This window comes from Marinobacterium sp. xm-m-383 (genome assembly GCF_013283255.1).
GTDB lineage: Bacteria > Pseudomonadota > Gammaproteobacteria > Pseudomonadales > Balneatricaceae > Marinobacterium_E.
The window spans coordinates 24,119-45,838 of record NZ_WBYT01000004.1; the positions used below are offsets into that span (position 1 = coordinate 24,119).

The following is a 21,720-nucleotide window of genomic DNA, read 5'->3' on the forward strand; positions in this document are numbered from 1 at the left end:
TTGAAAATTTATAGGTGGGTTAACCAGCCGTGCGGGTCTTCGGCCTTACCCCACTGAATGTCATTCAGTGCACGACGAAGCTTAACGGTAGTCTCGCCGATTCCACCGTTGCCGACTTTGTACTCTTTATCTTTGTAGATCAGAGTATCTACAGGGGCTAGAACAGCTGCCGTACCCGACAAAGCCGCTTCACAACCCGGTTTTGCAGCACGTTCCAGAAGCTCATCTACTGAAAGCTGGCGCTCTTGAACATCCATGCCTAGATCACGAGCTAATGTCAGAATCGAGTCACGAGTGACACCGTGCAGGAAGCTCTCATCCAATGCTTTAGTGATGATCTGGTTGCCATCAATAAGCAGGAAGTTCGCAGCGCCGGTCTCTTGAACGTCACCACCAGGACAGAAGAGTACCTGATCCGCTTGGTATTGGGCTTTGGCATTTAAGATGGGCCCCATGGCTGCAGCGTAGTTACCACCGCTTTTGATCATGCCCATGTGTGGAGGGCAGCGCATCGCTTCATCGTCGACCAGTAGGCGAAGTGCTTTATCGCCACCTGCGAAATAATCACCTACAGGTGATAGAAGGATGTATTGACATGAGGTAACCGATGGCACCGCCGCTTTACCAATTGCAGGCTCAGTACCAATGTGTGTCGGGCGAATGTACATCGAACCCGGTGGTTCTGGTACATCTGCAGCGTACTGACGAACGATTGACTCGATCATTTGCTGCGTCTGCCCCTTATCAATCTCAGGTAAACCAAGAAGGCGGCTGCTCTGCGCAAAGCGTTCAATGTTCTTGTCCATACGGAAAATTTTGACTGAACCATCAGCATGGCGAAATGCTTTTAACCCCTCAAAGCAGGTGCTTGAGTAGTGCAGCACATGTGCGCCAGGGTGAAATGAGATGGAGTCACTAGCGACCACTTCAGTTGGGCTCCAGCTGTCGCCATCAAACCAAGTTATCGCCATCTCTGGCATAAAGAGAGAACCAAATGCTGCCATGAAAATCTTCCTAAAATTACAACTGTTCTGTTGAGTCGATACAGTGCGCCAAAATTTAATCGATCAATTGTAAGCCATAGAGGGAAAATTGGAATCGATATTTATTAAATTGAAGTGTGTTTAGGGCGGGAACTGTTTATCCTTAGGGATCTATATGCGAAAAGGTTTGTTGTGGCAGATATCTGGATCATCAGTGATGGAAAGCCCGGGCACATTAATCAGTCCCTTGGATTGGTAGAAGCGTTGCTTGAGTTTAAACCGAATCTGACATTCAAAACCCTTCCACTGAAGGGTGTCAGTAGTTCACTGTTTGCTACAGATCGCCCCAAATTGATTATCAGTGCAGGCAGAGCCACTCACTTTTGGAATTGGGCGCTCACTGTTCGCTTTGGGGCCAAAAATGTCGTACTGATGCGCCCATCGCTCCCTTACAGCTTCTTTAATTTAGCTCTGGTCCCAGAGCATGATGCGCCCCCCGCTTTTGATCGTGTAGTGACTACCAAGGGAGCAATTAATCGAATGAAGCCGTCTAAAAAACAGCCGGAAAGTCGACTGGTGCTTTTAGGTGGGCCAAGCAAGCACGTGATCTGGGATGATGCCCGCATTATTGAGCAGATCGACCAGTTAACTGAACCATCCATTGGTTTATTGAATGTAGCGACCTCTCGAAGAACTCCCAACGACCTATTACAACAACTTAGATCGAAAACGAGCATCAGATTAATTGAACCTGATTCAGTCGATAGTGATTGGTTACCCAGCACTTTAGCAACCACCGAACAGGTGATTGTCAGCTCAGACAGTGTCTCAATGGTCTATGAAGCATTAACCGCCGGGTGCACTGTTTCGCTGATACGTTTAGAATCTACGACTAATTCAAGAACGCAACAGGGCATCGACTCATTGGTTGAGCAAGGTTTAGTGGGTGCTACAGCCGATCAAAAACCGGCCAATCCAGTGTCGAATTTTCGAGAAGCAACCCGCTGCGCAGAGATTATTTTGGAGAGAGCATGGCTGTAAAACTGCCAAACTATGATGAAGCAAAAATAGCCATTATTGGGCTTGGCTATGTTGGTTTGCCGTTAGCTGTTGAGTTTGGAAAGAGTCGTTCGGTTGTTGGGTTCGATATTAACCAAGCACGTATTGATGAGTTGTCCAGTGGCAAAGATTCAACGCTTGAGGTTAGCCCAGAAGAACTGAGTGAAGCGCAGAGCCTAAGCTTTACAGCAGTTGAGGCAGACCTTAAAGATTGCTCAATCTTCATTGTAACTGTACCAACCCCTATTAATGGCCATAAACAGCCTGACCTTACCCCATTGATTAAAGCGTCTGAACTGCTTGGTCGTGTCATCACCCCAGGCTCGATTGTTATTTATGAGTCGACGGTATACCCAGGTGCTACAGAGGAAGATTGTATCCCTGTGATTGAGGCTGGCTCAGGTTTGGTTTTCAACGAAGACTTTTATGCTGGCTACAGTCCTGAACGAATTAACCCAGGCGATAAAACTCATCGACTGGTCAATATTATGAAAGTGACCTCTGGCTCCACACCTGAGGTCGCAGACTTTGTGGATCAACTCTACTCCTCTGTCATTGAGGCAGGTACTTTTAAGGCCAGCAGTATCCGTGTTGCAGAAGCTGCAAAGGTTATTGAGAACACCCAACGAGATCTTAATATTGCTCTGATTAATGAGCTTGCGATAATCTTTAACCGCTTAGGTATTGATACCGAAGAGGTTCTCAAAGCGGCAGGCACTAAGTGGAATTTCTTACCATTCCGTCCAGGGCTTGTAGGTGGACACTGTATTGGAGTGGACCCCTACTACCTGACCTATAAAGCTCAATCTGCTGGTTATATACCTGATGTCATTCTAGCAGGTCGTCGTATCAATGATGGTATGGGGGCGTTTGTTGCAGACGAGTTGGTTAAAGCGATGCTGAAGCGTCGCATTCATGTTAATGAGAGTCGCATTCTCGTTATGGGATTGGCGTTTAAAGAGAACTGCCCAGACCTTCGAAATACTCGAGTGCTCGATATTGTCTCGGTTCTAGAAACCTACGGTGTCACTGTTGATATTCATGATCCTTGGGTCGATGCTGAAGAGGCTAAACAGGAGTATGGTGTCGAGCTGGTGTCACAACCCCAGCCAGATCAATATGACGCCATCATCATCGCTGTCGCGCATAATCAGTTTAAAGAGTATGGATTAGATACCCTTAGATCTTGGGGACGTGATACTCATGTTCTTTACGATCTAAAGTACCTCTTTGAGCAGCCAGAAACGGACCTTCGTCTCTAGATGAAAGTCGTTCAAGTCTTACCTGCTCTGAATGGTGGCGGGGTAGAAAAAGGCACTTTGGAAGTTGCTAAGTACCTCGTCGATCACGGGCATGAATCAATCGTAGTTTCGGCTGGTGGCGGCATGGTTCAGCAGTTAGAAGATGAAGGCAGTCGACACATTCAGTGGGATTTAGGTAAAAAGTCTCTACTGACCTTTCGACATATCAGGGCATTTCGAAAATTCTTGAAAGGTGAGCAGCCCGACATTCTGCATCTTCGATCTCGGATGCCCGCTTGGGTCGCATGGTTTGCGTGGAACGGCCTACCAAAAACTACTAGACCTAAATTAGTAACTACAGTTCACGGACTCTATTCGGTTAGTAAGTATTCACAAATAATGTGTCGAGGAGAGGCGGTCATAGCCGTTTCTGAAACAGTGCGCGACTACATATTAAAGAATTACCCAGAGACACCAGAGAGCAATATTCATCTAATCTATCGTGGTGTTGAACCCGCAGAGTGGCCTTATGGCTATCAAGCTACCCCAGAGTGGAAACAGGCTTTTTTTACTGAGTTTCCGCAATTAGAAGGAAAGCGCCTGCTCTGCCTACCTGGGCGACTAACCCGTTTGAAAGGGCATAATGATTTCTTAGATCTAATCAGCTCTCTTGCCTCAGAATATGAAGATGTTCACGCGATCATCGTCGGCGGTGAGGACCCAAAAAGAAAAGAGTACGCCCAAGAGCTTTACCAGAGAGTGAAAGACCTTGGCCTAGAGCAGCGAGTTACCTTCACCGGAGCGAGAAGAGATATTCGAGAAATTTTTTCGATCAGCGAAATTGTCTATTCACTCTCAACGAAACCAGAGTCTTTTGGTAGAACCGTGTTAGAAGCTCTCTCCCTGGGTAAGCCCGTATTGGGTTATGATCATGGTGGAGTGGGTGAGATTTTAGCAGCCACCTTTAATGCTGGGCGAGTGACTGTTTCTGAAAGATCGGATCTCATAACCAAAACACGAACTCAGTTAAAAGATCGAGTTAATGCAGTGAAAGAACAAGCGGGTTTCACTAAACAGGCCATGCTTGAAGCCACTCACACTCTCTATAAATCCCTCATAGAGTGAAGCAGCTGCTTAAATACTTTAGGTCCGCTGAGCTCTTTATCGAACCGACACTTTGCGTTTGTTCCAAGTTTCTCTAACAGCTCATTTGAGCAAAGGGCTTCTTCTAAAGCAGTTTGAATCGCGCTTATATTACTTCCATCTACACACCAGCCAGTTCGACCATCCAAAACGGCTTCAGGTGCTCCACCAATGTTGCCAGCGATTGACGGTAAACCCGCTTTGGCAGCCTCGATATAACTAATTCCGAATCCTTCAAGAGATCGACCAAGCTGATAAGAGGGCATAATAAAGAGGCTGGCTTTATTAAGCAGAGCCCCTTTTGTTTGATCGTCTACCTTGCCATGAAAAGTCACTTTTTTAGATAGATTTAATTCAGAGATCAGTTCCCTAAGCTCCTGCTCAATTGGACCTGAGCCGGCAACATTCCAGTGAAATTCTGTTCCTTTATCTCTCAGGTTTGCCAAAGCATGTGCAGCCTCCATGAGCCCTTTGCGTCGATCCAAGCGACAGAGCGATAAAAGATTGGCATGCGCTTTTTGTGACGGTGTTTCAGTTGATTCTGGCAGCATGTATGTCGGATATACAGTAATGACTGGCTTTGTGGTTAATGCTTTTGCAAGGTTAGCCGTCATATTTGAACTGGCTACGACCAGATCGGCTCTATTTAGGAGTTTGCTAATTTTTGTTTTTTTGCTGTCGCTATCAAATAGCAACTCTTGCCCATGCGCTAACACAACGAGTTTGCCGTGATTTTTAGGTATTGCTGAAACACTTTTCCAGCTGTCACACAGAGTAAAGTCCGGTGAGAAAGCGCTTAAGTTTAAGTAACACTTTTTTAACCAAGGCCTAAAAAGCCTAGGGACATTGAATGATCTATGCTTAAAAGCAGTTGGGGAGTTGTAGGGTTTATCCGCAGCTACCAGGGTTTCATAACCTTCGTCTGAAAAATGATTTGCCAGTGATAGCATCACAGCTTCCATTCCCCCCATCCTTGGTGGAAAGGTCTGGGTACAAATTAGTAAACGCTGTTTCATTCGTACCCTTTATTTCTTTTACCTTGCTTCTCTAGGTGTACCTCAAGCATTTTTACGTCTCGTAACCACCTGCCAAAAGCCGCAACCATTGAGATAGAAAAACCATAGAGCCCGGCACGCCAGAGTCCCTTTTGTAGATAATGCTTCAAGAAATAGATGGGTATGGCAAATAAGATTCGAGCTACAACTAAAGGAAAAGGCTTAAGTTTTGCATTGTTTGCACGTGAGGAGGAGCCTTTATTAATTTTGGCGATCATATGTGCAATATTTGGGAATGAGTAGTGATATAGGGCTCCGGAAAGAGAAAAGACCTTCACGCCATTATCCAACTCAAGTTGATCCCAAGCTTTATGCTTTGGCATTGAGTAGGTCTTGCGATTATAAAGTTTGTTTCTAGGGTCTACGTTTGTTTTATGCCAAATCTCTCCATAAGGAGGAACGGTGATTAGTGGCAGGCTGAATACTTGTAATGGGTTGGGTTCGTCTTCAAAAGTTTTTTGAATCTCAATTACTAACTCATCACTAAGTAACTCATCGGCGTCAAGATCTAAAACCCAATCATGCTTACAGGCCTGCTCCCCAACCAGTTTCTGATAGCCATTTCCAAGCCAAGGTTGTGAGATAAATAGAGCACCTTTAGATTCAACGATCTCTCTAGTTCTGTCAGTTGAGCCTGAGTCTACAATCACAATATCATCAGTCAGTTTAAGGACCTGATTAAGTACATCACCAATCATTCGCTCCTCGTCTTGAGTGCGGATGTAACAGGATAGATTTTTAACTTTATTCATTAATGTCTCAGGGTAAAAAGTTAGACGGTACGTTTATAGAGAGCGCTTTTTTTGAGGCCGGGCTGGGTCTTAAAGCGTCTGTGTACCCACATATACTGTGTAGGTTCATAGCGAATGCCTTTTTCGATCTCTTGGTTTATACGAGTTGCAGAGGCAACGTCATCATCCAAGGGGAAGGGTTCTACCGGTGGATGCACTCTTAAGATGTATTGCCCATCAATTGAGCGGTGGTGTGAAAGCATGATCACAGGAGATTTGCTCATTTTTGCCAATCGAGCGGTTGCTGGGACTGTGGCTGCAGGCACTCCAAAAAAGGGTGCAAAGACAGAGTTGGTCGGGCCGAAGTCCTGATCAGGTGCGTACCAAACAATCTCATTTCTTTTAAGTGCTTTCAATACGGATCTAAAGTCAGATCGATCAATCATGGAGTCAATCGACCTTAAACGCCCCTTTGTAATGACCTTGTCCATGAGTAAGTTGTTGTGTGGACGGTACATAGTATGTAGAGGAAAAAACAGTGAGAAAAGCAGCCCGCCTAAATCCAAGGTGGAAAAGTGAGCACCCAATAGGATGACGCCTTTGCCTTTTGAGAGAGCCTCTTCTAAGTGCTCTTTGCCTTCAATAGTTACTCGACGCCGAAAGCCTTCACGAGGGCTCCACCAGGCCATTGCTGTCTCAATAATGCCGATGCCATTTTCAATGAAAACCTGTTTTACCATCTTCTTGAGCTGGATCTCATCGAGTTCTTGAAAGCAAAGTTTGAGGTTGATGTAGACGATATGCCTTCTCTTCGGTGCTAAATAAAAAAGAGCTAGGCCGAGCCATTTTCCTACAACAAGCTGAGTCTGAAAGGGTAAGGTATTAACGAGACGTAATAGCCCTAAACCTAACCATGTTGGCCAGTAAGCTGGAGAGTAGATTGAGTGGACTGTTTTATTAGGCATAAACTGTTAGTCGTTGCTGTATTACGAGTTTAATGCTGCACTGATACTCAATCAACACAGGATGCTGTTTGCTGAGGTATACTTAGCTCAAAATAGGTTCGATTAGAGCATTAAAGGATTTTTGTGAGTCAAACTCAGTCAAGTTGGCATCTTTATCATCGCTTACTAGGGTATGTAAAACCTTATTGGCATGGCTTTCTCTTTAGTTTCATTGGCTATGCGATTTATGGGGCCTCTCAGGCTGCTTCTGCAAAGTGGTTAGAGATGGTCGTTAATTCAGTTGAGTCTGGCAGATTTGATCAGCGCTACCTACTTGCAGCTATGGTCGTTGCTATTTTTGCAGGAAGAGGTCTGGGGACCTTTGTCGGCTCTTACTGTATTGCCTATATCGCCAGACAGACGATTCATGGTTTGAGAGTCGATCTTTTCAATACCTTACAAAAACTCCCCACAGCATTCTACTCTGCGAGCTCCAGTGGCCAGATCTTGGCCAAGATGACCTATAACGTTGAGCAGGTGACCGAAGCTGTGACTGACGCTGTTAAGGTCGGACTTCGAGAAGGGATGACCGTTATTGGCTTGTTTGGCTACATGCTTTACCTAAACTGGAAGCTCACTCTGATTTTTGTCGCTGCTGCACCTCTAATCGGGGTGGTCGTTATGATTGCTTCAAAGCGTATGAGAAGACAGTCACGCAAAATTCAGGAGTCGGTGGCGGACATTACTGATGCCGCATCTGAAGCCGTTAAAGGTTACCAAGTTGTTAGGGTGTTTGGCGGTTCAGAGTTTGAAAAGCAGAGGTTTTTTCAGGCGAGTGATTTGAATCGACGCCAGTTCATGAAATTGGTGGTTACCCAGTCTATTAATACCCCGATCGTTCAAGTGCTTGTTGCGATAGCTTTAGCGGCACTGATGTTCATTGCGATGCACCCAGATGTCATGTCAGGAATGAGTACAGGTGGTTTTGTAGCCTTTCTTACCGCTGCAGGCTTAATTACTAAACCCCTTCGATTGCTCACCGATGTGAATACCAAGATTCAACGCGGTATTGCCGCCTCAGAAGGTGTTTTTGCGGTAATGGATGAACCGGTTGAGGTCGACACCGGATCGATTGAGCTTGGTCGAGCGGTTGGTGATCTTAAATTCTCGGATTTAAGCTTTGCTTATCCCGGAACTCAAGATGATGCGCTGAAGCAGATTAATTTGGATATTCCTGCAGGAACGACCGTTGCGTTGGTTGGTAAGTCTGGCTCGGGTAAATCGACGCTGGTCAGTCTGTTACCGCGTTTTAATGATGGTTGGCGTGGTGAGTTGTTACTGGATGGCCAAGCGCTTGAGTCCTGTACGCTAGAGTCGCTACGTGAACAAATTGCGTTAGTTAACCAGCAAGTTGTGCTTTTTAACGGCACGATCGCTGACAATATTGCATATGGTGCGCTTGCATCATCGACTCCAGAACAGATTAAAGTGGCCGCAGAGGCTGCGCATGTCATGGAGTTTGTTGAGCGACTGCCCAAAGGTCTTGAAACTGAGATTGGCGAGGGTGGCGTGCTTCTCTCAGGTGGTCAGCGTCAGCGTATTGCGATCGCTCGCGCTATTTTGAAAAATGCACCTATCTTGATTCTTGATGAGGCAACCTCGGCACTGGATACAGAGTCGGAACGACACATCCAGGAAGCACTCGATGAGGTCGTAAAGGGGCGGACAACGCTTATCATTGCCCATCGCCTCTCCACCATTGAAAAAGCGGATCTGATCGTTGTAATGGATCAGGGGCAAATAGTGGAGCGCGGTACTCATGCAGAGCTGTTGGCTTTGGATGGGGATTATGCTCAGCTTCATCGTATGCAGTTTAGTGAGCAGCTAGATGGCTAGGCTGCTCTATTCCGCGCTTTATACACTGTTACTGCCTCTCTTCGTTTTTCGCCTGTTAGTTCGTAGCTTAAAAGCCTCTGCCTATCGACAGCGTCTGATTGAACGTTTTGGTATTCAGCAGAAAACACTAGGCAGACCGATCTGGATTCACGCGGTTTCTGTTGGTGAAACCATTGCGATTAGCCCGCTTGTTGAGAGGCTTTTAGATCAGGGTGAGTCGGTCCTTTTCACAACGACCACACCAACGGGAGCGGCACAGGTAAAACAGCGTTTTGGCGGGCGAGTCGAGCACCGTTACCTGCCATGGGATCTACCGATCTTCTTTACACTGTTTTTCGGAGCTCACTCTCCAAAATTACTGCTCATTGTTGAGACAGAGATTTGGCCGAATCTCTTGACAGCTACATCAAGTCGGAAGATTCCCATCGTTCTGGCAAATGCTCGTCTATCTGAGAAGTCATTCAAGGGATATAAGCGCTTTTCAGGGTTGACCAAGGATACGTTAAATTCAATTTCGCTTTTGCTAGCCCAACATGAGTCGGATGCAGAAAGGTTTAAGAGCTTGGGTATGCCAGAGGATCGACTGCTGGTTTCTGGTAGTATCAAATTCGATATCGATCTTCCTGAAGATCAGATTCAAATAGGTAAAGCGTGGAAAGCTGCTTTTGCCCGCAAAGTGCTAGTGGCTGCCAGTACCCATCAGGGTGAGGATAAGATTTTGTTGGATGCTTGGCGTGTCATTCCACAAGATCAGCGTCCGGTACTCATTCTCGTACCCCGCCATCCAGAGCGTTTTGACTCTGTTTATCAGTTGGCTAAAGACTATTCCGATCATGTAAGTAAGCGATCACTATCTACGGCCGATAGCAATATAGATATATGGATAGGCGACTCGTTGGGTGAAATGTTCTCTTACTACGCTGCTGCGGATCTAACCTTCGTCGGTGGAAGCTTCTCTGGTACAGGAGGGCACAACCCGCTAGAGCCGGCCGCTCTTGGTTTGCCAATTGTCATGGGGCCAAGTGATTATAACTTCCACTCGATTATCTCGACGCTGAAAAGTGAAGGTGCATTGGTGCAGGTGCAAGGCGAACAAGAATTGGCTGAGCAGATTAGGGTTTTGCTCGGCAATGATAACTACGTAATGTCTAAAGCGGGCATCAGGGTGGTAGAAAAAAATAGAGGCGCTATGGAGCGCCTCTATCAACAGGTTCAAAGTTTAATCACTAATTAACCGTAGTAGAACTTAAACCAGGCTATAAACTTCTCTACACCCTCTTCAATCGGTGTGTTGGGCTGGTATCCAGTGTCGCACATCAGAGCGGCTACATCTGCATAGGTATGCTCAACATCGCCAGGTTGTAGAGGCAGTAACTCCTTCTCGGTTGTTTTTCCTAACGCCTTCTCAATGCACTCAATGTAGTAGAGTAGCTCTACAGGCTGGCTATTGCCGATGTTGTAGATGCGCCAAGGCGCTTTTGATGTTGCTGGATCAGGATCTAAGCCAGACCACTCCGGATTGGGTTGAGCTACATTATCCAGTGTGCGCACTACGCCTTGTACGATGTCATCGATGTAGGTGAAGTCGCGGCGGTGCTTACCGTAGTTAAACACCTTCAGTGGTTTGTCTTCCGTAATCGCTTTTGCGAAAAGAATTGGCGACATATCTGGACGACCCCAAGGACCGTAGACAGTAAAGAAGCGCAGGCCAGTAGTCGGTAAGTTGTAGAGTTGACTGTAACTATGAGCCATCGCTTCGTTAGCCTTTTTGGAGGCGGCATACAGCGAAACTGGGTGGTCGACATTATTATTTTCGCTGAACGGAATGGTCTCGTTTGCACCGTATACTGAGCTTGATGATGCGTAAACCAAGTGCTCCACTTGATTGTGGCGACAACCTTCAAGAATATTTAGAAATCCAACAAGGTTGGAATCTGCATAAGCATGCGGGTTCTCAATGGAGTAACGAACACCCGCTTGCGCCGCTAAATGAACAACACGATCAAACTTCTCTTCTGCAAATAAATTAGCCAGTCCATCACGATCTGCGATGTCGAGTTTTATAAAGCGGAAGTTCGATAGGGGTTCCAATTGAGAGAGACGCGCCTCTTTCAAACTCACTTCGTAATAGTCATTAAGATTATCGATACCAATAACCTCATCACCGCGATTGCATAGCCACTGACTGACGTGAAAACCAATAAAACCGGCCGCACCTGTAACAAGTATTTTCATTAATTAGATCTCAGATAGGTCGAGCTGCTCGTCGGTTTGATCGACGAATGCAGCCATTAGATGAGTTCGTAGCAACGAGCCGTCCGAGTCTAAAACCCAAGCCTGTTGAGCTTCATCGTAGTCAAAATGCAGACCTTGTGTGCGGGTTGCTAGCCAAAGCTGCTTTACTGGAGGCTGGCGCGTTAGGATAATTTGGCTTCGGTCAGGGCACTTAATCGTCATCATCGCGCCGTTATTGTCATAGTCCAAATCGGACTCCGCATGGTCTAACAGCTCTTCGAGTGCGTTGAGGGTCTCTTCAACACGCTCTAAATAGATCGCATCACTCATTGTCTAACCTCCTGTAAACATTGATTTCATTATACTGATTTCCGCAGCTTTGTCCGTGCTAAATAGGCCTTTCGTGGTCGCCTACAAGCCTATTATCAGGGTATACTCTGGCTTTAATTTTATTGATCAAAACCCGACACATTAAGGGTTGGTCGTAATTGGAGTGGATTATGCGAATGTTCTTTGCACTGGTGTTCTGTTGTGCACTCGTTGGATGCGGTCAGAAGGGCCCATTGTCGATGCCGGGTGCTGAAACTTCGCAGCAATCAAACTCTTAAGAGAGAAAAAATGGAAAGTTTTGAATACCGCGACGGTCAACTGTTTGCGGAAGACGTCTCTGTTGCAGAGATCGCAAATGCGGTTGGCACGCCCGCCTATGTTTACTCGCGTGATGCCCTTGAGCGAGGCTATTTGGCTTATGCTGACGCGTTAGCAGGGCGCGATGCACTGGTCTGCTTTGCGGTTAAATCTAACTCCAACCTGGCTGTGTTAAATGTATTGGCTAAGTTGGGAGCAGGTTTTGATATTGTCTCTCAGGGCGAATTAGAGCGTGTGCTTTTGGCGGGTGCGGATCCTTCCAAAGTGGTCTTTTCTGGTGTTGGCAAGCAAGCTGCAGAGATCGCTCGTGCGCTAGAGGTTGGCATCCACTGTTTCAATATCGAGTCTGAATCGGAGCTGCAACGTGTTAATGCGGTCGCTGCTGAGTTAGGCAAGGTGGCCGATGTCTCATTCCGTGTGAATCCAGATGTCGATGCGGGCACTCACCCATATATCTCAACAGGCCTAAAAGAGAACAAGTTTGGCATTGCCATTGATTCTGCGCTTGAGGTTTATCAGCGAGCGGCTCAGCTTTCAAACGTTAAAGTGGTTGGCGTTGATTGCCACATCGGTTCGCAGTTGACTGAAATCGATCCCTTCCTCGATGCGCTCGATCGCCTATTAGCATTGATCGATCGATTGGCGGAAGCGGGTATCCTGATCGAACACCTCGACCTTGGCGGTGGCTTAGGGGTTTGTTACACCGACGAGACACCACCAGAGCCCAAAGATTACATCGATGCCATCATTGATCGTTTGGGTGATCGTCAGCTTAAGTTAGTGTTTGAGCCGGGCCGTTCGATCTCTGCGAACGCGGGAATTCTACTCACCAAGGTTGAGTTCCTTAAGCGTAATGAAGAGAAGAACTTTGCCATTATCGATGCGGCAATGAACGATCTGATTCGCCCGTCGTTATACAGCGCTTACCAAGAGATTATTCCAGCTCAGCTAGAGTCATCCGCGGAAGAGGCCGTTTGGGATCTTGTCGGCCCGATTTGTGAAACCGGCGACTTCCTTGGCAAAGATCGTAAGTTGGCACTGACTCCAGGTGATCTATTAGCAGTCTGCTCGGCAGGCGCATACGGCTTTGTCATGGCTTCTAACTACAACACCCGTGGCCGTGCCGCTGAGGTGATGGTGGATGATGCGCGCTTCCAAGTGGTTCGTGAGCGTGAGCAGTTTGCTGATCTTGTGCGCGGTGAATCATTACTGTCAGAGGAAGGCTGATGCTACTGCGATTCACTAAGATGCATGGCTTGGGCAATGACTTTATGGTCATTGACGCCATCTCACAACGCGTCCGTGTCAACGCGGACCTTGTGCGTCAACTTTCGGATCGCAATTTTGGTGTCGGTTTTGATCAGATGTTGTTGGTCGAACCGCCATCCGATCCGGATATGGATTTTCGTTACCGTATCTTTAATGCTGATGGCAGTGAAGTCGAGCACTGTGGCAACGGCGCTCGCTGCTTTGCGCGATTTGTTCGCGATAAAGGGTTGGTGTTGCGAGATACCATTAAGGTGCAAACAGCACGTGGTCGTGCGGTGTTGAACATTGTGGGTCGCGATCTGGTTGAAGTTGATATGGGTGCTCCAGAGTTGGATCCGGTCGAAGTGCCTACCACCTTCACAGAGAAGAGCACGACTTACTCTACCCAACTGGCTTCAGGTCAAACTGTTGAGTTTGGTGCGGTCTCCATGGGTAATCCTCATGCTGTCTTGGTCGTTGATTCCATTGAAAGCGCGCCGGTTGAGAGCTGGGGGCCAGAGCTGGAATCTCATGCTGTCTTCCCTAGTCGTGCCAATATCGGATTTATGGAAGTCATCTCCAAAAATGAGGTGAATCTTCGTGTCTATGAGCGCGGTGCAGGTGAAACTCAAGCGTGTGGTACTGGGGCTTGTGCTGCCGTCGTGTCAGGTCGTTTGCGTGGCCTTCTCGATAGCAAAGTTACCGTTCACTTACCTGGTGGTGATCTTGAGATTGAGTGGTTAGGTGAAGGGCACTCCGTCAATATGACTGGTCCCGTATGTTCGGTTTACGAAGGGCAGATCTACTTATGAGCCAACCGCTAGATGAAAACCAAGTCGCAGAGTGGCTTGCACAGAATCCCAGTTTTTTTGAGAACCATACCTGGTTACTTGAAAAGCTGACGGTACCTCATCATAGAGGTTCGGCGGTCTCCTTGGTTGAACGTCAAACCAGCATGCTGCGAGAAAAAGCCAATACACTCGAAATCCACCTGTCGGATATGATCGAAGCAGCGCGTCATAACGACGGGCAATTCGGTAAGACCAAGCGGATGGTTCTGTCACTGCTAGAGGCAGACAGCTTTGATGAAGTCAGTATTGCACTTGAAGAGAGCTTGTGTGGCGACTTCAGTGGCGATGAGGTGGAGCTAATCCTCTTCTCGGATACGGAGCTCGACGTTAACTCACTAAGAGTGTTGCCGCGCAGTCAAACGTCAATTGTTCAGCCGTTGATCGACTCATCAAGCCCGGTCTGCGGACAGTTGTCGGATCAGATGACCCGATTCTTATTCCGAAACCCTCAAAAGCCCGTTGGATCTTGCGCTGTGGTACCTCTAGTGAAGGGCGAATCTTTAGGTCTTCTGGTTATTGGCTCATACGACGCCAACTACTTCCAGTCTACGCAAGGAACGCTATTTTTGGCGTATATCGGCGAAGTTCTAAGCAGAATCCTTGCGCGTTTGATGAATATTCGAGGCTAGCATGGGTTGCTCGGATAGCGATTTAGAATTTCGCTTTACCGAGCACCTCCGTGTCGAGCGTCAGCTATCCGATAAAACAGTCTTCAACTATCAGCGCGATCTTCAGCGCTTTCGAGAGACGCTACAACTGATTGAATTCACAGGCTGGCTTGAGCTCTCTGAGCGCCCTCTGCGTTACGCGGTGGCCGAGCTGCACTCAGAGGGTCTGTCGGGCCGATCGTTGCAACGAATGCTGTCTGCACTTCGTAGCTTTTATCGATATCTGAATCAGCAATCGATCTGCGAACATAATCCCGCTCTGGCCATTAAAGCGCCGAAAGCCCCTCGCCGTCTTCCACAAACACTGAGTTCTGAGACCTTGAATGAGGTGTTAGACACGCCACAAGATGATCCCTTAAAGATTCGTGATCTAGCCATGATGGAGCTGCTCTATTCCAGTGGGCTGCGCGTATCAGAATTGGTTGGTATTAATCTAAGCGATATCGATTTAGGTTCAGGCTCCGTCATCGTTGAGGGTAAGGGTCGCAAAATGCGCCAAGTTCCAGTGGGCGGTGCGGCTCTGCAGGCCATTAAGCTTTGGCTAAAGGAGCGCTTGGCATTAGCCGACTACAATGAAGAAGCTCTGTTTGTCGGGAAGCTGGGCAAGCGTCTCTCATCCCGCAGCGTCGAGAAACGTTTGAAAGAGCTTGGTGAACAGTCGGGTGTCGCAGGCAATTTATACCCACACCGGCTGCGTCATAGTTTCGCGACTGAAATGCTCGCCGGCTCTGGTGACCTTCGTGCCGTGCAAGAGCTATTAGGTCACGCCGATATCAGTACGACTCAGATATATACGCACCTAGACTTCAAGCAACTTAAATCGATCTATCAAAACTCACACCCAAGGGCTAAACGACGTGAAAAAAATTAAGTGTGTCACCTTTGATCTCGACGATACCTTATGGGCCGTCCACCCGGTTGTGATTAAAGCGAACGATCTATTGTGGGAGTGGCTAGAACGCGAGGTTCCAGCTTACACAGAGCGATATTCACTCAGTGATCTTGCCGAAGGGTCAGCACTGCGTCGCTCTCTACTTGAGCGTTATCCAGAAATTGCACACAGCATGACAGAAACGCGTATACGTCTGCTTGAGGAGGGGATGGTCTCGGTGGGGCTTACCCAAAAAGAGGCGCAATCTAAAGCGGCCGCGGCTTTTGATCTCTTTTTGCATCATCGCCATGCGGTCGCGCCCTACGACCAGGTAATCGAAATGTTGCAGCAACTAAAAGATCAAGGGTTGCTGATTGGTGCACTGAGTAACGGTAATGCTGAGGTGGCTAAAACACCCTTAGCTCAGTGGTTCGACTTTCAATTTAATGCCGACGGGGTGGGTACTGCGAAGCCCCATCCTTTGATGTTTGAAAAGGCTTTGGAATTTGCCTCGGTCAAGGCTGATGAGGTGGTCCATGTGGGTGATCACCCGATTAATGATATTCGGGCGGCAAAAGAGATGGGAATGCATACCATTTGGGTCAACCCCGAAGGGCTGGAGTGGGCCATTGAGGTGGAGGCTGACTGGCACGCTGAGACGATCAGTGAGATACCTAAGATCGTCGCCAACCTCAATCGATAAACATCTCCAACAGATCATTCAGAAACAGCTGCCCCTCTTGGGTTGGAGCAATCCGGGCAGGGTCTTCAATTAGCATTCCACGTTGACGAGCTTTTGATAGCAGAGGTTCTATACGTTCAATCGAACATCCAGTGCTCTGCTCAAAAAGCTCTGTGGCAACGCCCGATTTCAGGCGCAAGGCATTGAGCATAAACTCAAAGGGCAGAGCCTCGGATTCTATGATCTCTCTACCTGCAACTGGGTCGATGGCATTTATGTAAGCCTTGGGTTGGCGCTGTTTATGAATACGTTCAATCAGCAGCTGACCTTGCTCCCAGCGGGAAATCTTAGCGTGTGCGCCGGCTCCAATACCTAAGTAGTCGCCGAACTGCCAGTAGTTGAGGTTGTGTTTTGATTCACCGCCTGGTCGTGCGAAGGCCGAAATCTCATATTGCTCATAGCCATGACGTTTTAGCAGTTCACTGCCCTGCTCCTGAATAGTCCATAAGGACTCCTCGATCGGTAGAGAGGGCGGTTTGGCTGCAAACTCTGTGTTAGGTTCAATCGTCAGTTGATACCAAGAGATTTGATCGGGTTCGAATGCGATAGCCTGCTCAAGATCATTCAACGCAGCGTCCGGGGTTTGACCGGGTAGTCCGTGCATCAGATCGATATTAGTCCGTTGAAACAGTTTTGTTGCTGATTGAATGGCTTTAATGGCTTCGCCGCCTGTATGAATTCGGCCAAGAGCTCTCAGTCGATCATCATCAAAGCTCTGCACGCCAATCGACAACCGATTGATGCCCGCATCTGCAAACCCTTCAAACTTCTCTTGTTCAAAAGTCCCAGGGTTTGCTTCCATAGTAATTTCAGCGTCTGGTTCTAGGCTGTAGTTTGATTTAACAGCCTCAAGTAATCTGGCGTAGCTTTCCGGTTTTAGAAGGCTAGGTGTCCCGCCACCGATGAAGATCGAATGTATGGGTCGACCAGACGTTAGGTGTTGCTCGTTTTTAAGTTCTGAAATGAGTCGGTCCAAATAGAGCGATTCAGGTATCTCATCTCTGACTTGGTGCGAATTGAAGTCACAATATGGACACTTTCGAATGCACCAAGGCACGTGCACATAGAGTGACAGCGGTGGTAGCTTGGCATCCATTTAGGCGAGGAAAGCAGCCAGCTGTTCTGTCAGCTGTGCAACGGCTTTGCCGCGATGGCTGACGGCTTTTTTCTGCTCTGGGGTGAGTTGTGCTGCTGCGCAGTCATACTCAGGTGACCAGAATATAGGATCGTAACCAAAGCCATTCTCCCCTTCAGGTGCACCAAGAATCTTACCTTCCCAGCTGCCCACAGCGATCAGTGGAGTAGGATCATTCTGGTGGCGCATACAGACCAGAACACAGCGAAATCGTGCAGAGCGCTGCTCCGCTTCAAGCTCACCAAGCTCTTGAAGAAGCTTATCTATATTCTGTTGGTCCGAGGCGCTTGGGCCTGCAAAACGAGCAGAGTAGATGCCAGGGGCTCCAGAGAGAGCATCCACCTCAAGGCCTGAGTCATCAGCAATGGCAGGTAAGCCGGTTGCAGCGCAGGCGTTGCGGGCTTTGATGATCGCGTTCTCGACAAAACTTAAACCGGTCTCTTCAGCATCTTCAACACCCAAGTCTCCCTGGGAGACGATCTCAAAATCCAAAGGGGCCAGTATCTTTGAGAACTCCTTGAGTTTGCCCTGGTTACCGCTGGCTAAAACAATCCGCTGGCTCATGCCTACTCCGTGTAGAAGGTTTGGTTGAAGCTAACCTTGATCGGAGCTTGGTTAGGGTCCGGTGTGACCTCGAGCTCGATCGTCATGCGTTCCTCTTCGCTGAAGCGGAACCCGCCAATGTAGTAGATTGCATCGCCTTCAATGATCGGTTTGAATTCGATGGTCTGAATCTGTTGAAGCAAATTACTCGCCTCGCCTTTTATATTGGCACGTACAGCCGTTTTGTCACCGTTCTGCTCACGTTTGAAAACAGCCACATTGACCAGAGCTCTCACTTTACTGCGCAGGATGCCATTTGCCGCGGCGACTTCAGGGGTCACAAAGCTTGAGTTGAAGGCGTTGTAGTGCACTTCATAACCACGCTCAATCTGTTTCTGTTCCGCATGAACGGGCAGGGCAAATAGCGAAATAAGTAATAGAACCATTAAAGAACGCATCATTAATCTCAACCTCTATCGTGTGATTCGGTAGATCGCAATTTCACCCATCATATTGGGCCAAAGCTTATGCCACCAACGCTGGCGGTGCTCATTATCGACTACGGTGCGTTCAATGATTCGGATGTTTCTCTCGATGCAGAGCGCTTCAAAATCTTTAAAGGTACAGAAGTGAATGTTGGGCGTGTCATACCAGCTGTAAGAGAGAAACTTGGAGACCGGCATCTTACCGCGAAATGCCAAGTAGAAACGCGCACGCCAGTGGGCAAAGTTAGGGAATGTGACGATCCCCTCATTACCGATACGCAACATCTCCTCTACGATCAAGTCGGGACGGTGCATGACCTGCAAAGCTTGCGTCATAACGACGCTGTCAAAGCTTGAGTCGTCTATGCTGGCAAGACCTTCATCTAAGTTCTTTTCAATGACGTTCACACCGCGAGCAATACAGTGAGTGATATTGTCATGATCGATCTCTAAACCTAAGCCATCAACCTGCTTTTGCTGGGAGAGAAAATCGAGCAGTTCACCGTCACCACAACCCATATCAAGGACGCGCGCCTCGGGTTGAATCCAGTCTGCAATGATCTCTAAATCAGCTCTCATGGGTGACTCCTAGATTGAGTTCATTGGCTACACGGTTCATGTAGGCTCTAAATACAGCCATGTAACGAGGGCTGTCGATTAAGAAGGCGTCGTGTCCGTGATCAGAGTCGATTTCTGCGTAGCTAACATCTTTATCGGCTGCGACCAGTGCATCGGTTATCTCACGCGAGCGCTCGGGAGAGAAGCGCCAATCCGTCGTAAACGAGACGACTAGAAATTTACAGCTAGCCTGGCTTAATGCCTTTGAAAGATCATCGCCATACTCCGATGCGGGATCAAAGTAATCCAGCGCTTTTGTCATTAATAGGTAGGTATTTGCATCGAACGCCGTCGAAAACTTCTCACCTTGGTATCGAAGGTAGCTTTCGACTTGGAATTGAGTATTTAAGTCGAAACTCAGCTCTCCCGTGCGCATCTCACGACCAAACTTCTCGGCCATGCCATCATCAGATAGATAGGTGATGTGGCCAATCATACGAGCCAGTGAAAGCCCTGTTTTGGGGAGGGTGTCGTGATCGTAATAGCGTCCCTCGTGGAACTGAGGGTCTTTCGAAATAGCCTGTCTAGCCACCTCATTGAACGCGATATTCTGTGCCGTTAACTTTGGTGAAGAGGCGATGATTAATGCGTGGCCCAGTCTTTCAGGGAAGTCGATTGACCACTGCATCGCCTGCATACCGCCCAAGCTGCCACCCACAATTGCTGCCCAACGTTGGATACCGAAGTAGTCTGCAAGTCGAACCTGACTGTTGACCCAGTCTCGCACGGTTACAAAAGGAAAGTCTGGTCCGTAAGGTTTTCCGGTGTTTGGATCGATGGAAGTCGGCCCTGTTGAGCCGTGACAGCCACCAAGGTTATTCAACGACACAACAAAAAAACGATTCGTGTCGATCGGCTTCCCAGGACCAATAGCACTGTCCCACCAGCCAGGGTATTTATCACTCTCTGAATGATATCCCGCAGCATGGTGGTGACCCGATAGAGCATGGCAGATCAAAACCGCATTTGAGCAATCTGCATTAAGTTGCCCGTAGGTCTCAACCATTAGATCGTATTCAGGCAGCACTCGGCCGGAAGCCAAAGAGAGAGGCTCGGCAAAGTGAATCAATTCTGGTGTAACGATACCGACGGAATCCGTTGGCAAGCTAGCCGGCATTAGGCTATCTCCTGTGCAATGCTGTATGTGAAACAGTATATAATTCTAGCAAACCACGGGTTCAGTTACATGACCAGACGAGTGATTTGAGATTGTAGAATTTGAATCACTAAAAAGATCAAAATCGGTGATAGATCCAGACCGCCGATAGGTGGAATAACCTTGCGCGCCAAAGAGAACACGGGCTCTGTGATCTGCATAATGAGCTGTGGGCCCGGGTGGTAGCTGTTTGGGGCTACCCAGGAGAGGATCACGGATCCAATAACAGCCCAAAAGTAGATGGTGAGAATGCCATCAAGCACCCCGAATAGGCCAAACAGTGCCGCACCCAGCATGTTGGGGATGTTGCCCTGTGTAAAGAAGATAATCGCGACAACAACAGCCACTTTAACTGCGAAGGCCAATACCAACGGGGAGATGTCCAAACGCCCAATTCTTGGAACCAGTTTCTGCAGTGGAGCCAAAGGAACTTGGGTAAAGCGAACCACTGATTGAGAGATCGGATTGTAGTAGTCAGCGCCACTCGCCTGCAGTAAAAAACGCAGAAGCAGAATAAATGCAAAAACTTCACCAATCGTTCGAATGATTAATGTCAGTGTATCGCCAGCCATGTTCAATCCTATAGTTCGCTTAATGATGACAAGTGTTTAAGAGTAGCTGTTTTGCAGCCATTAGTCTTTACCGAGTTGCTCACTCATCTCTGCTGCACGGTTCTTGCAGGCGGTCATTGCTCGTAACACAACCTCGCCAAGTTGATCCTGTTCGAAGCTGTTAATCGCTTGCTCAGTGGTACCGCCTGGGGAGGTGACATTTTTTCGCAACTGGGCCGGTTCAATCCCCGTTTTAGCGGCCATCTCTGCAGCCCCTTTGGCGGTTTGAATGGTCAGTTGACGTGCCGCTTCAGGACTCATGCCGAGCGCTTGTGCCGCTTCAATCATCTTCTCCATCATTAGGAAGAAGTAAGCAGGGCCTGAACCCGAAACTGCAGTTACCTGATCGATGCCCTCTTCAGTGTCACACCAGGTAGCAATACCGACCGCTTCTGCAATCGAAGAGGCTTGAGCTTTCTGCTCATCACTCACTCTAGGGTTGGCAAACAGACCGCTGGCGCCTAATTTGAGTAGAGAGGGTGTGTTCGGCATTGAACGAATCACGGCCAGCTCACCGCCGGCCCAACGTTCTAATGAGTCGCAGCTAATGCCTGCTGCCACAGAGATTAGTAGCGGTTTATGCTTTTGCAGTGTGGGTGCTAACTCAGTCAGTGTATCGCGCATCATCTGCGGCTTAACGGAGATCACAATAATTTCCGAAGCGCTAATCGCGAGATGGTTATCGGTCGTTGTATGAACGCCGCGCTCAGCAAAACTTGCCAACTTATCGAGCTGGCGACGTGAGGCCCATAGCTTGTCTACGGGGTATCCCGTTGCAATTAAGCCCTCAAGGATTGCACCGGCCATGTTGCCTGTACCAATGAATGCGATAGATGGCTGTGCCACACTCTTCTCCT

At 48.0% G+C, this 21,720-nt stretch carries 24 protein-coding genes; 11 read left to right on the top strand and 13 right to left on the bottom strand.

The window, feature by feature from the left end; translation table 11 throughout:
* Positions 1-8 precede the first annotated feature (8 nt).
* Positions 9-1,064 carry a branched-chain amino acid aminotransferase gene (locus XMM383_RS07570; RefSeq protein WP_371731502.1) on the bottom strand — a complete coding sequence of 352 codons (1,056 nt, stop codon included), beginning with the start codon at positions 1,062-1,064 and terminating at the stop codon, positions 9-11.
* Between the two features lie 111 nt (positions 1,065-1,175).
* Between XMM383_RS07570 and XMM383_RS07575 the strand changes: the two genes are divergently transcribed.
* The 3 genes from XMM383_RS07575 to XMM383_RS07585 are packed head-to-tail and all read left to right on the top strand — an operon-like array spanning position 1,176 to position 4,408.
* On the top strand, positions 1,176-2,024 hold the full coding sequence (locus tag XMM383_RS07575) for an ELM1/GtrOC1 family putative glycosyltransferase (protein WP_173494931.1): 849 nt from the start codon (positions 1,176-1,178) through the stop codon (positions 2,022-2,024).
* The gene (tviB, locus tag XMM383_RS07580) at positions 2,015-3,304 is read left to right on the top strand and encodes a Vi polysaccharide biosynthesis UDP-N-acetylglucosamine C-6 dehydrogenase TviB (protein ID WP_305847190.1); all 1,290 of its coding nucleotides are present in this window, start codon (positions 2,015-2,017) and stop codon (positions 3,302-3,304) included. The genes XMM383_RS07575 and tviB overlap by 10 nt, the downstream gene beginning before the upstream one ends.
* Complete coding sequence (locus XMM383_RS07585; protein ID WP_173494932.1) at positions 3,305-4,408, top strand: glycosyltransferase family 4 protein; 1,104 nt, start codon at positions 3,305-3,307, stop codon at positions 4,406-4,408.
* Here the strand turns inward: XMM383_RS07585 and XMM383_RS07590 are convergent.
* The 3 genes from XMM383_RS07590 to lpxL are packed head-to-tail and all read right to left on the bottom strand — an operon-like array spanning position 4,387 to position 7,177.
* Positions 4,387-5,388, bottom strand: coding sequence for a glycosyltransferase family 4 protein (locus tag XMM383_RS07590; protein WP_173494933.1), 1,002 nt, complete (start codon positions 5,386-5,388; stop codon positions 4,387-4,389). The genes XMM383_RS07585 and XMM383_RS07590 overlap by 22 nt on opposite strands.
* A gap of 50 nt (positions 5,389-5,438) precedes the next feature.
* The gene (locus tag XMM383_RS07595; RefSeq protein WP_173494934.1) at positions 5,439-6,233 is read right to left on the bottom strand and encodes a glycosyltransferase family 2 protein; all 795 of its coding nucleotides are present in this window, start codon (positions 6,231-6,233) and stop codon (positions 5,439-5,441) included.
* A gap of 20 nt (positions 6,234-6,253) precedes the next feature.
* Positions 6,254-7,177: an LpxL/LpxP family Kdo(2)-lipid IV(A) lauroyl/palmitoleoyl acyltransferase gene (lpxL, locus tag XMM383_RS07600; protein WP_173494935.1), complete on the bottom strand. Its 924-nt coding sequence runs from the start codon at positions 7,175-7,177 to the stop codon at positions 6,254-6,256.
* A gap of 123 nt (positions 7,178-7,300) precedes the next feature.
* Between lpxL and msbA the strand changes: the two genes are divergently transcribed.
* Entirely contained in the window at positions 7,301-9,052 is a 1,752-nt protein-coding gene (gene msbA / locus XMM383_RS07605) for a lipid A export permease/ATP-binding protein MsbA (protein WP_371740256.1), read from the top strand.
* Positions 9,045-10,286: a lipid IV(A) 3-deoxy-D-manno-octulosonic acid transferase gene (gene waaA, locus XMM383_RS07610; RefSeq protein ID WP_173494936.1), complete on the top strand. Its 1,242-nt coding sequence runs from the start codon at positions 9,045-9,047 to the stop codon at positions 10,284-10,286. Before msbA ends, waaA begins: the two co-directional genes overlap by 8 nt.
* On the opposite strand, the gene XMM383_RS07615 is transcribed toward waaA, so the two are convergent.
* The gene (locus tag XMM383_RS07615) at positions 10,283-11,287 is read right to left on the bottom strand and encodes an NAD-dependent epimerase (protein ID WP_173494937.1); all 1,005 of its coding nucleotides are present in this window, start codon (positions 11,285-11,287) and stop codon (positions 10,283-10,285) included. The genes waaA and XMM383_RS07615 overlap by 4 nt on opposite strands.
* A gap of 3 nt (positions 11,288-11,290) precedes the next feature.
* A complete protein-coding gene (gene cyaY / locus XMM383_RS07620; RefSeq protein WP_173494938.1) occupies positions 11,291-11,617 on the bottom strand; it encodes an iron donor protein CyaY in 327 nt (108 codons plus the stop codon).
* A gap of 170 nt (positions 11,618-11,787) precedes the next feature.
* Between cyaY and XMM383_RS07625 the strand changes: the two genes are divergently transcribed.
* From XMM383_RS07625 to XMM383_RS07650, 6 genes are read left to right on the top strand one after another with little or no spacing between them, the layout of a single operon-like run.
* Positions 11,788-11,895 (top strand): lipoprotein, encoded by a 108-nt coding sequence (locus tag XMM383_RS07625; protein ID WP_217361965.1) that lies wholly within the window; start codon positions 11,788-11,790, stop codon positions 11,893-11,895.
* 10 nt (positions 11,896-11,905) lie between these two features.
* Positions 11,906-13,162: a diaminopimelate decarboxylase gene (gene lysA / locus XMM383_RS07630; RefSeq protein WP_173494939.1), complete on the top strand. Its 1,257-nt coding sequence runs from the start codon at positions 11,906-11,908 to the stop codon at positions 13,160-13,162.
* On the top strand, positions 13,162-13,995 hold the full coding sequence (gene dapF, locus XMM383_RS07635) for a diaminopimelate epimerase (RefSeq protein ID WP_173480059.1): 834 nt from the start codon (positions 13,162-13,164) through the stop codon (positions 13,993-13,995). Before lysA ends, dapF begins: the two co-directional genes overlap by 1 nt.
* Positions 13,992-14,663, top strand: a complete 672-nt coding sequence (locus XMM383_RS07640; RefSeq protein ID WP_254443108.1) for a DUF484 family protein — start codon at positions 13,992-13,994, stop codon at positions 14,661-14,663. The genes dapF and XMM383_RS07640 overlap by 4 nt, the downstream gene beginning before the upstream one ends.
* A gap of 1 nt (position 14,664) precedes the next feature.
* The gene (gene xerC / locus XMM383_RS07645) at positions 14,665-15,573 is read left to right on the top strand and encodes a tyrosine recombinase XerC (RefSeq protein WP_173480061.1); all 909 of its coding nucleotides are present in this window, start codon (positions 14,665-14,667) and stop codon (positions 15,571-15,573) included.
* A complete protein-coding gene (locus XMM383_RS07650; protein WP_173494940.1) occupies positions 15,560-16,276 on the top strand; it encodes an HAD family hydrolase in 717 nt (238 codons plus the stop codon). Before xerC ends, XMM383_RS07650 begins: the two co-directional genes overlap by 14 nt.
* Here XMM383_RS07650 and hemW read toward each other — a convergent pair.
* From hemW to proC, 7 genes are all read right to left on the bottom strand, one after another.
* On the bottom strand, positions 16,266-17,411 hold the full coding sequence (gene hemW, locus XMM383_RS07655) for a radical SAM family heme chaperone HemW (RefSeq protein WP_173484402.1): 1,146 nt from the start codon (positions 17,409-17,411) through the stop codon (positions 16,266-16,268). The two genes, XMM383_RS07650 and hemW, sit on opposite strands and share 11 nt — an antisense overlap.
* The gene (locus XMM383_RS07660; protein ID WP_173494941.1) at positions 17,412-18,014 is read right to left on the bottom strand and encodes an XTP/dITP diphosphatase; all 603 of its coding nucleotides are present in this window, start codon (positions 18,012-18,014) and stop codon (positions 17,412-17,414) included.
* Positions 18,015-18,016: 2 nt separating this feature from the next.
* Entirely contained in the window at positions 18,017-18,454 is a 438-nt protein-coding gene (locus XMM383_RS07665) for a DUF4426 domain-containing protein (protein ID WP_173494942.1), read from the bottom strand.
* 12 nt (positions 18,455-18,466) lie between these two features.
* A complete protein-coding gene (metW, locus tag XMM383_RS07670; protein WP_173480066.1) occupies positions 18,467-19,057 on the bottom strand; it encodes a methionine biosynthesis protein MetW in 591 nt (196 codons plus the stop codon).
* Positions 19,047-20,213 carry a homoserine O-acetyltransferase gene (locus tag XMM383_RS07675; protein WP_173494943.1) on the bottom strand — a complete coding sequence of 389 codons (1,167 nt, stop codon included), beginning with the start codon at positions 20,211-20,213 and terminating at the stop codon, positions 19,047-19,049. The genes metW and XMM383_RS07675 overlap by 11 nt, the downstream gene beginning before the upstream one ends.
* A 65-nt stretch (positions 20,214-20,278) precedes the next feature.
* Positions 20,279-20,824: a YggT family protein gene (locus XMM383_RS07680; protein ID WP_173480068.1), complete on the bottom strand. Its 546-nt coding sequence runs from the start codon at positions 20,822-20,824 to the stop codon at positions 20,279-20,281.
* 60 nt (positions 20,825-20,884) lie between these two features.
* On the bottom strand, positions 20,885-21,709 hold the full coding sequence (gene proC / locus XMM383_RS07685; protein ID WP_371731489.1) for a pyrroline-5-carboxylate reductase: 825 nt from the start codon (positions 21,707-21,709) through the stop codon (positions 20,885-20,887).
* Between the last annotated feature and the right edge of the window lie 11 nt (positions 21,710-21,720).

Coding starts and splice junctions, on each gene's coding strand:
- tviB (WP_305847190.1), top strand. CDS start 2,015: ATGGCTGTAAAACTGCCAAACTATGATGAAGCAAAAATAGCCATTATT.
- XMM383_RS07585 (WP_173494932.1), top strand. CDS start 3,305: ATGAAAGTCGTTCAAGTCTTACCTGCTCTGAATGGTGGCGGGGTAGAA.
- XMM383_RS07590 (WP_173494933.1), bottom strand. CDS start 5,388: ATGGAAGCTGTGATGCTATCACTGGCAAATCATTTTTCAGACGAAGGT.
- XMM383_RS07595 (WP_173494934.1), bottom strand. CDS start 6,233: ATGAATAAAGTTAAAAATCTATCCTGTTACATCCGCACTCAAGACGAG.
- lpxL (WP_173494935.1), bottom strand. CDS start 7,177: ATGCCTAATAAAACAGTCCACTCAATCTACTCTCCAGCTTACTGGCCA.
- waaA (WP_173494936.1), top strand. CDS start 9,045: ATGGCTAGGCTGCTCTATTCCGCGCTTTATACACTGTTACTGCCTCTC.
- XMM383_RS07615 (WP_173494937.1), bottom strand. CDS start 11,287: ATGAAAATACTTGTTACAGGTGCGGCCGGTTTTATTGGTTTTCACGTC.
- cyaY (WP_173494938.1), bottom strand. CDS start 11,617: ATGAGTGATGCGATCTATTTAGAGCGTGTTGAAGAGACCCTCAACGCA.
- XMM383_RS07625 (WP_217361965.1), top strand. CDS start 11,788: ATGCGAATGTTCTTTGCACTGGTGTTCTGTTGTGCACTCGTTGGATGC.
- lysA (WP_173494939.1), top strand. CDS start 11,906: ATGGAAAGTTTTGAATACCGCGACGGTCAACTGTTTGCGGAAGACGTC.
- dapF (WP_173480059.1), top strand. CDS start 13,162: ATGCTACTGCGATTCACTAAGATGCATGGCTTGGGCAATGACTTTATG.
- XMM383_RS07640 (WP_254443108.1), top strand. CDS start 13,992: ATGAGCCAACCGCTAGATGAAAACCAAGTCGCAGAGTGGCTTGCACAG.
- xerC (WP_173480061.1), top strand. CDS start 14,665: ATGGGTTGCTCGGATAGCGATTTAGAATTTCGCTTTACCGAGCACCTC.
- hemW (WP_173484402.1), bottom strand. CDS start 17,411: ATGGATGCCAAGCTACCACCGCTGTCACTCTATGTGCACGTGCCTTGG.
- XMM383_RS07660 (WP_173494941.1), bottom strand. CDS start 18,014: ATGAGCCAGCGGATTGTTTTAGCCAGCGGTAACCAGGGCAAACTCAAG.
- XMM383_RS07665 (WP_173494942.1), bottom strand. CDS start 18,454: ATGATGCGTTCTTTAATGGTTCTATTACTTATTTCGCTATTTGCCCTG.
- metW (WP_173480066.1), bottom strand. CDS start 19,057: ATGAGAGCTGATTTAGAGATCATTGCAGACTGGATTCAACCCGAGGCG.
- XMM383_RS07675 (WP_173494943.1), bottom strand. CDS start 20,213: ATGCCGGCTAGCTTGCCAACGGATTCCGTCGGTATCGTTACACCAGAA.
- XMM383_RS07680 (WP_173480068.1), bottom strand. CDS start 20,824: ATGGCTGGCGATACACTGACATTAATCATTCGAACGATTGGTGAAGTT.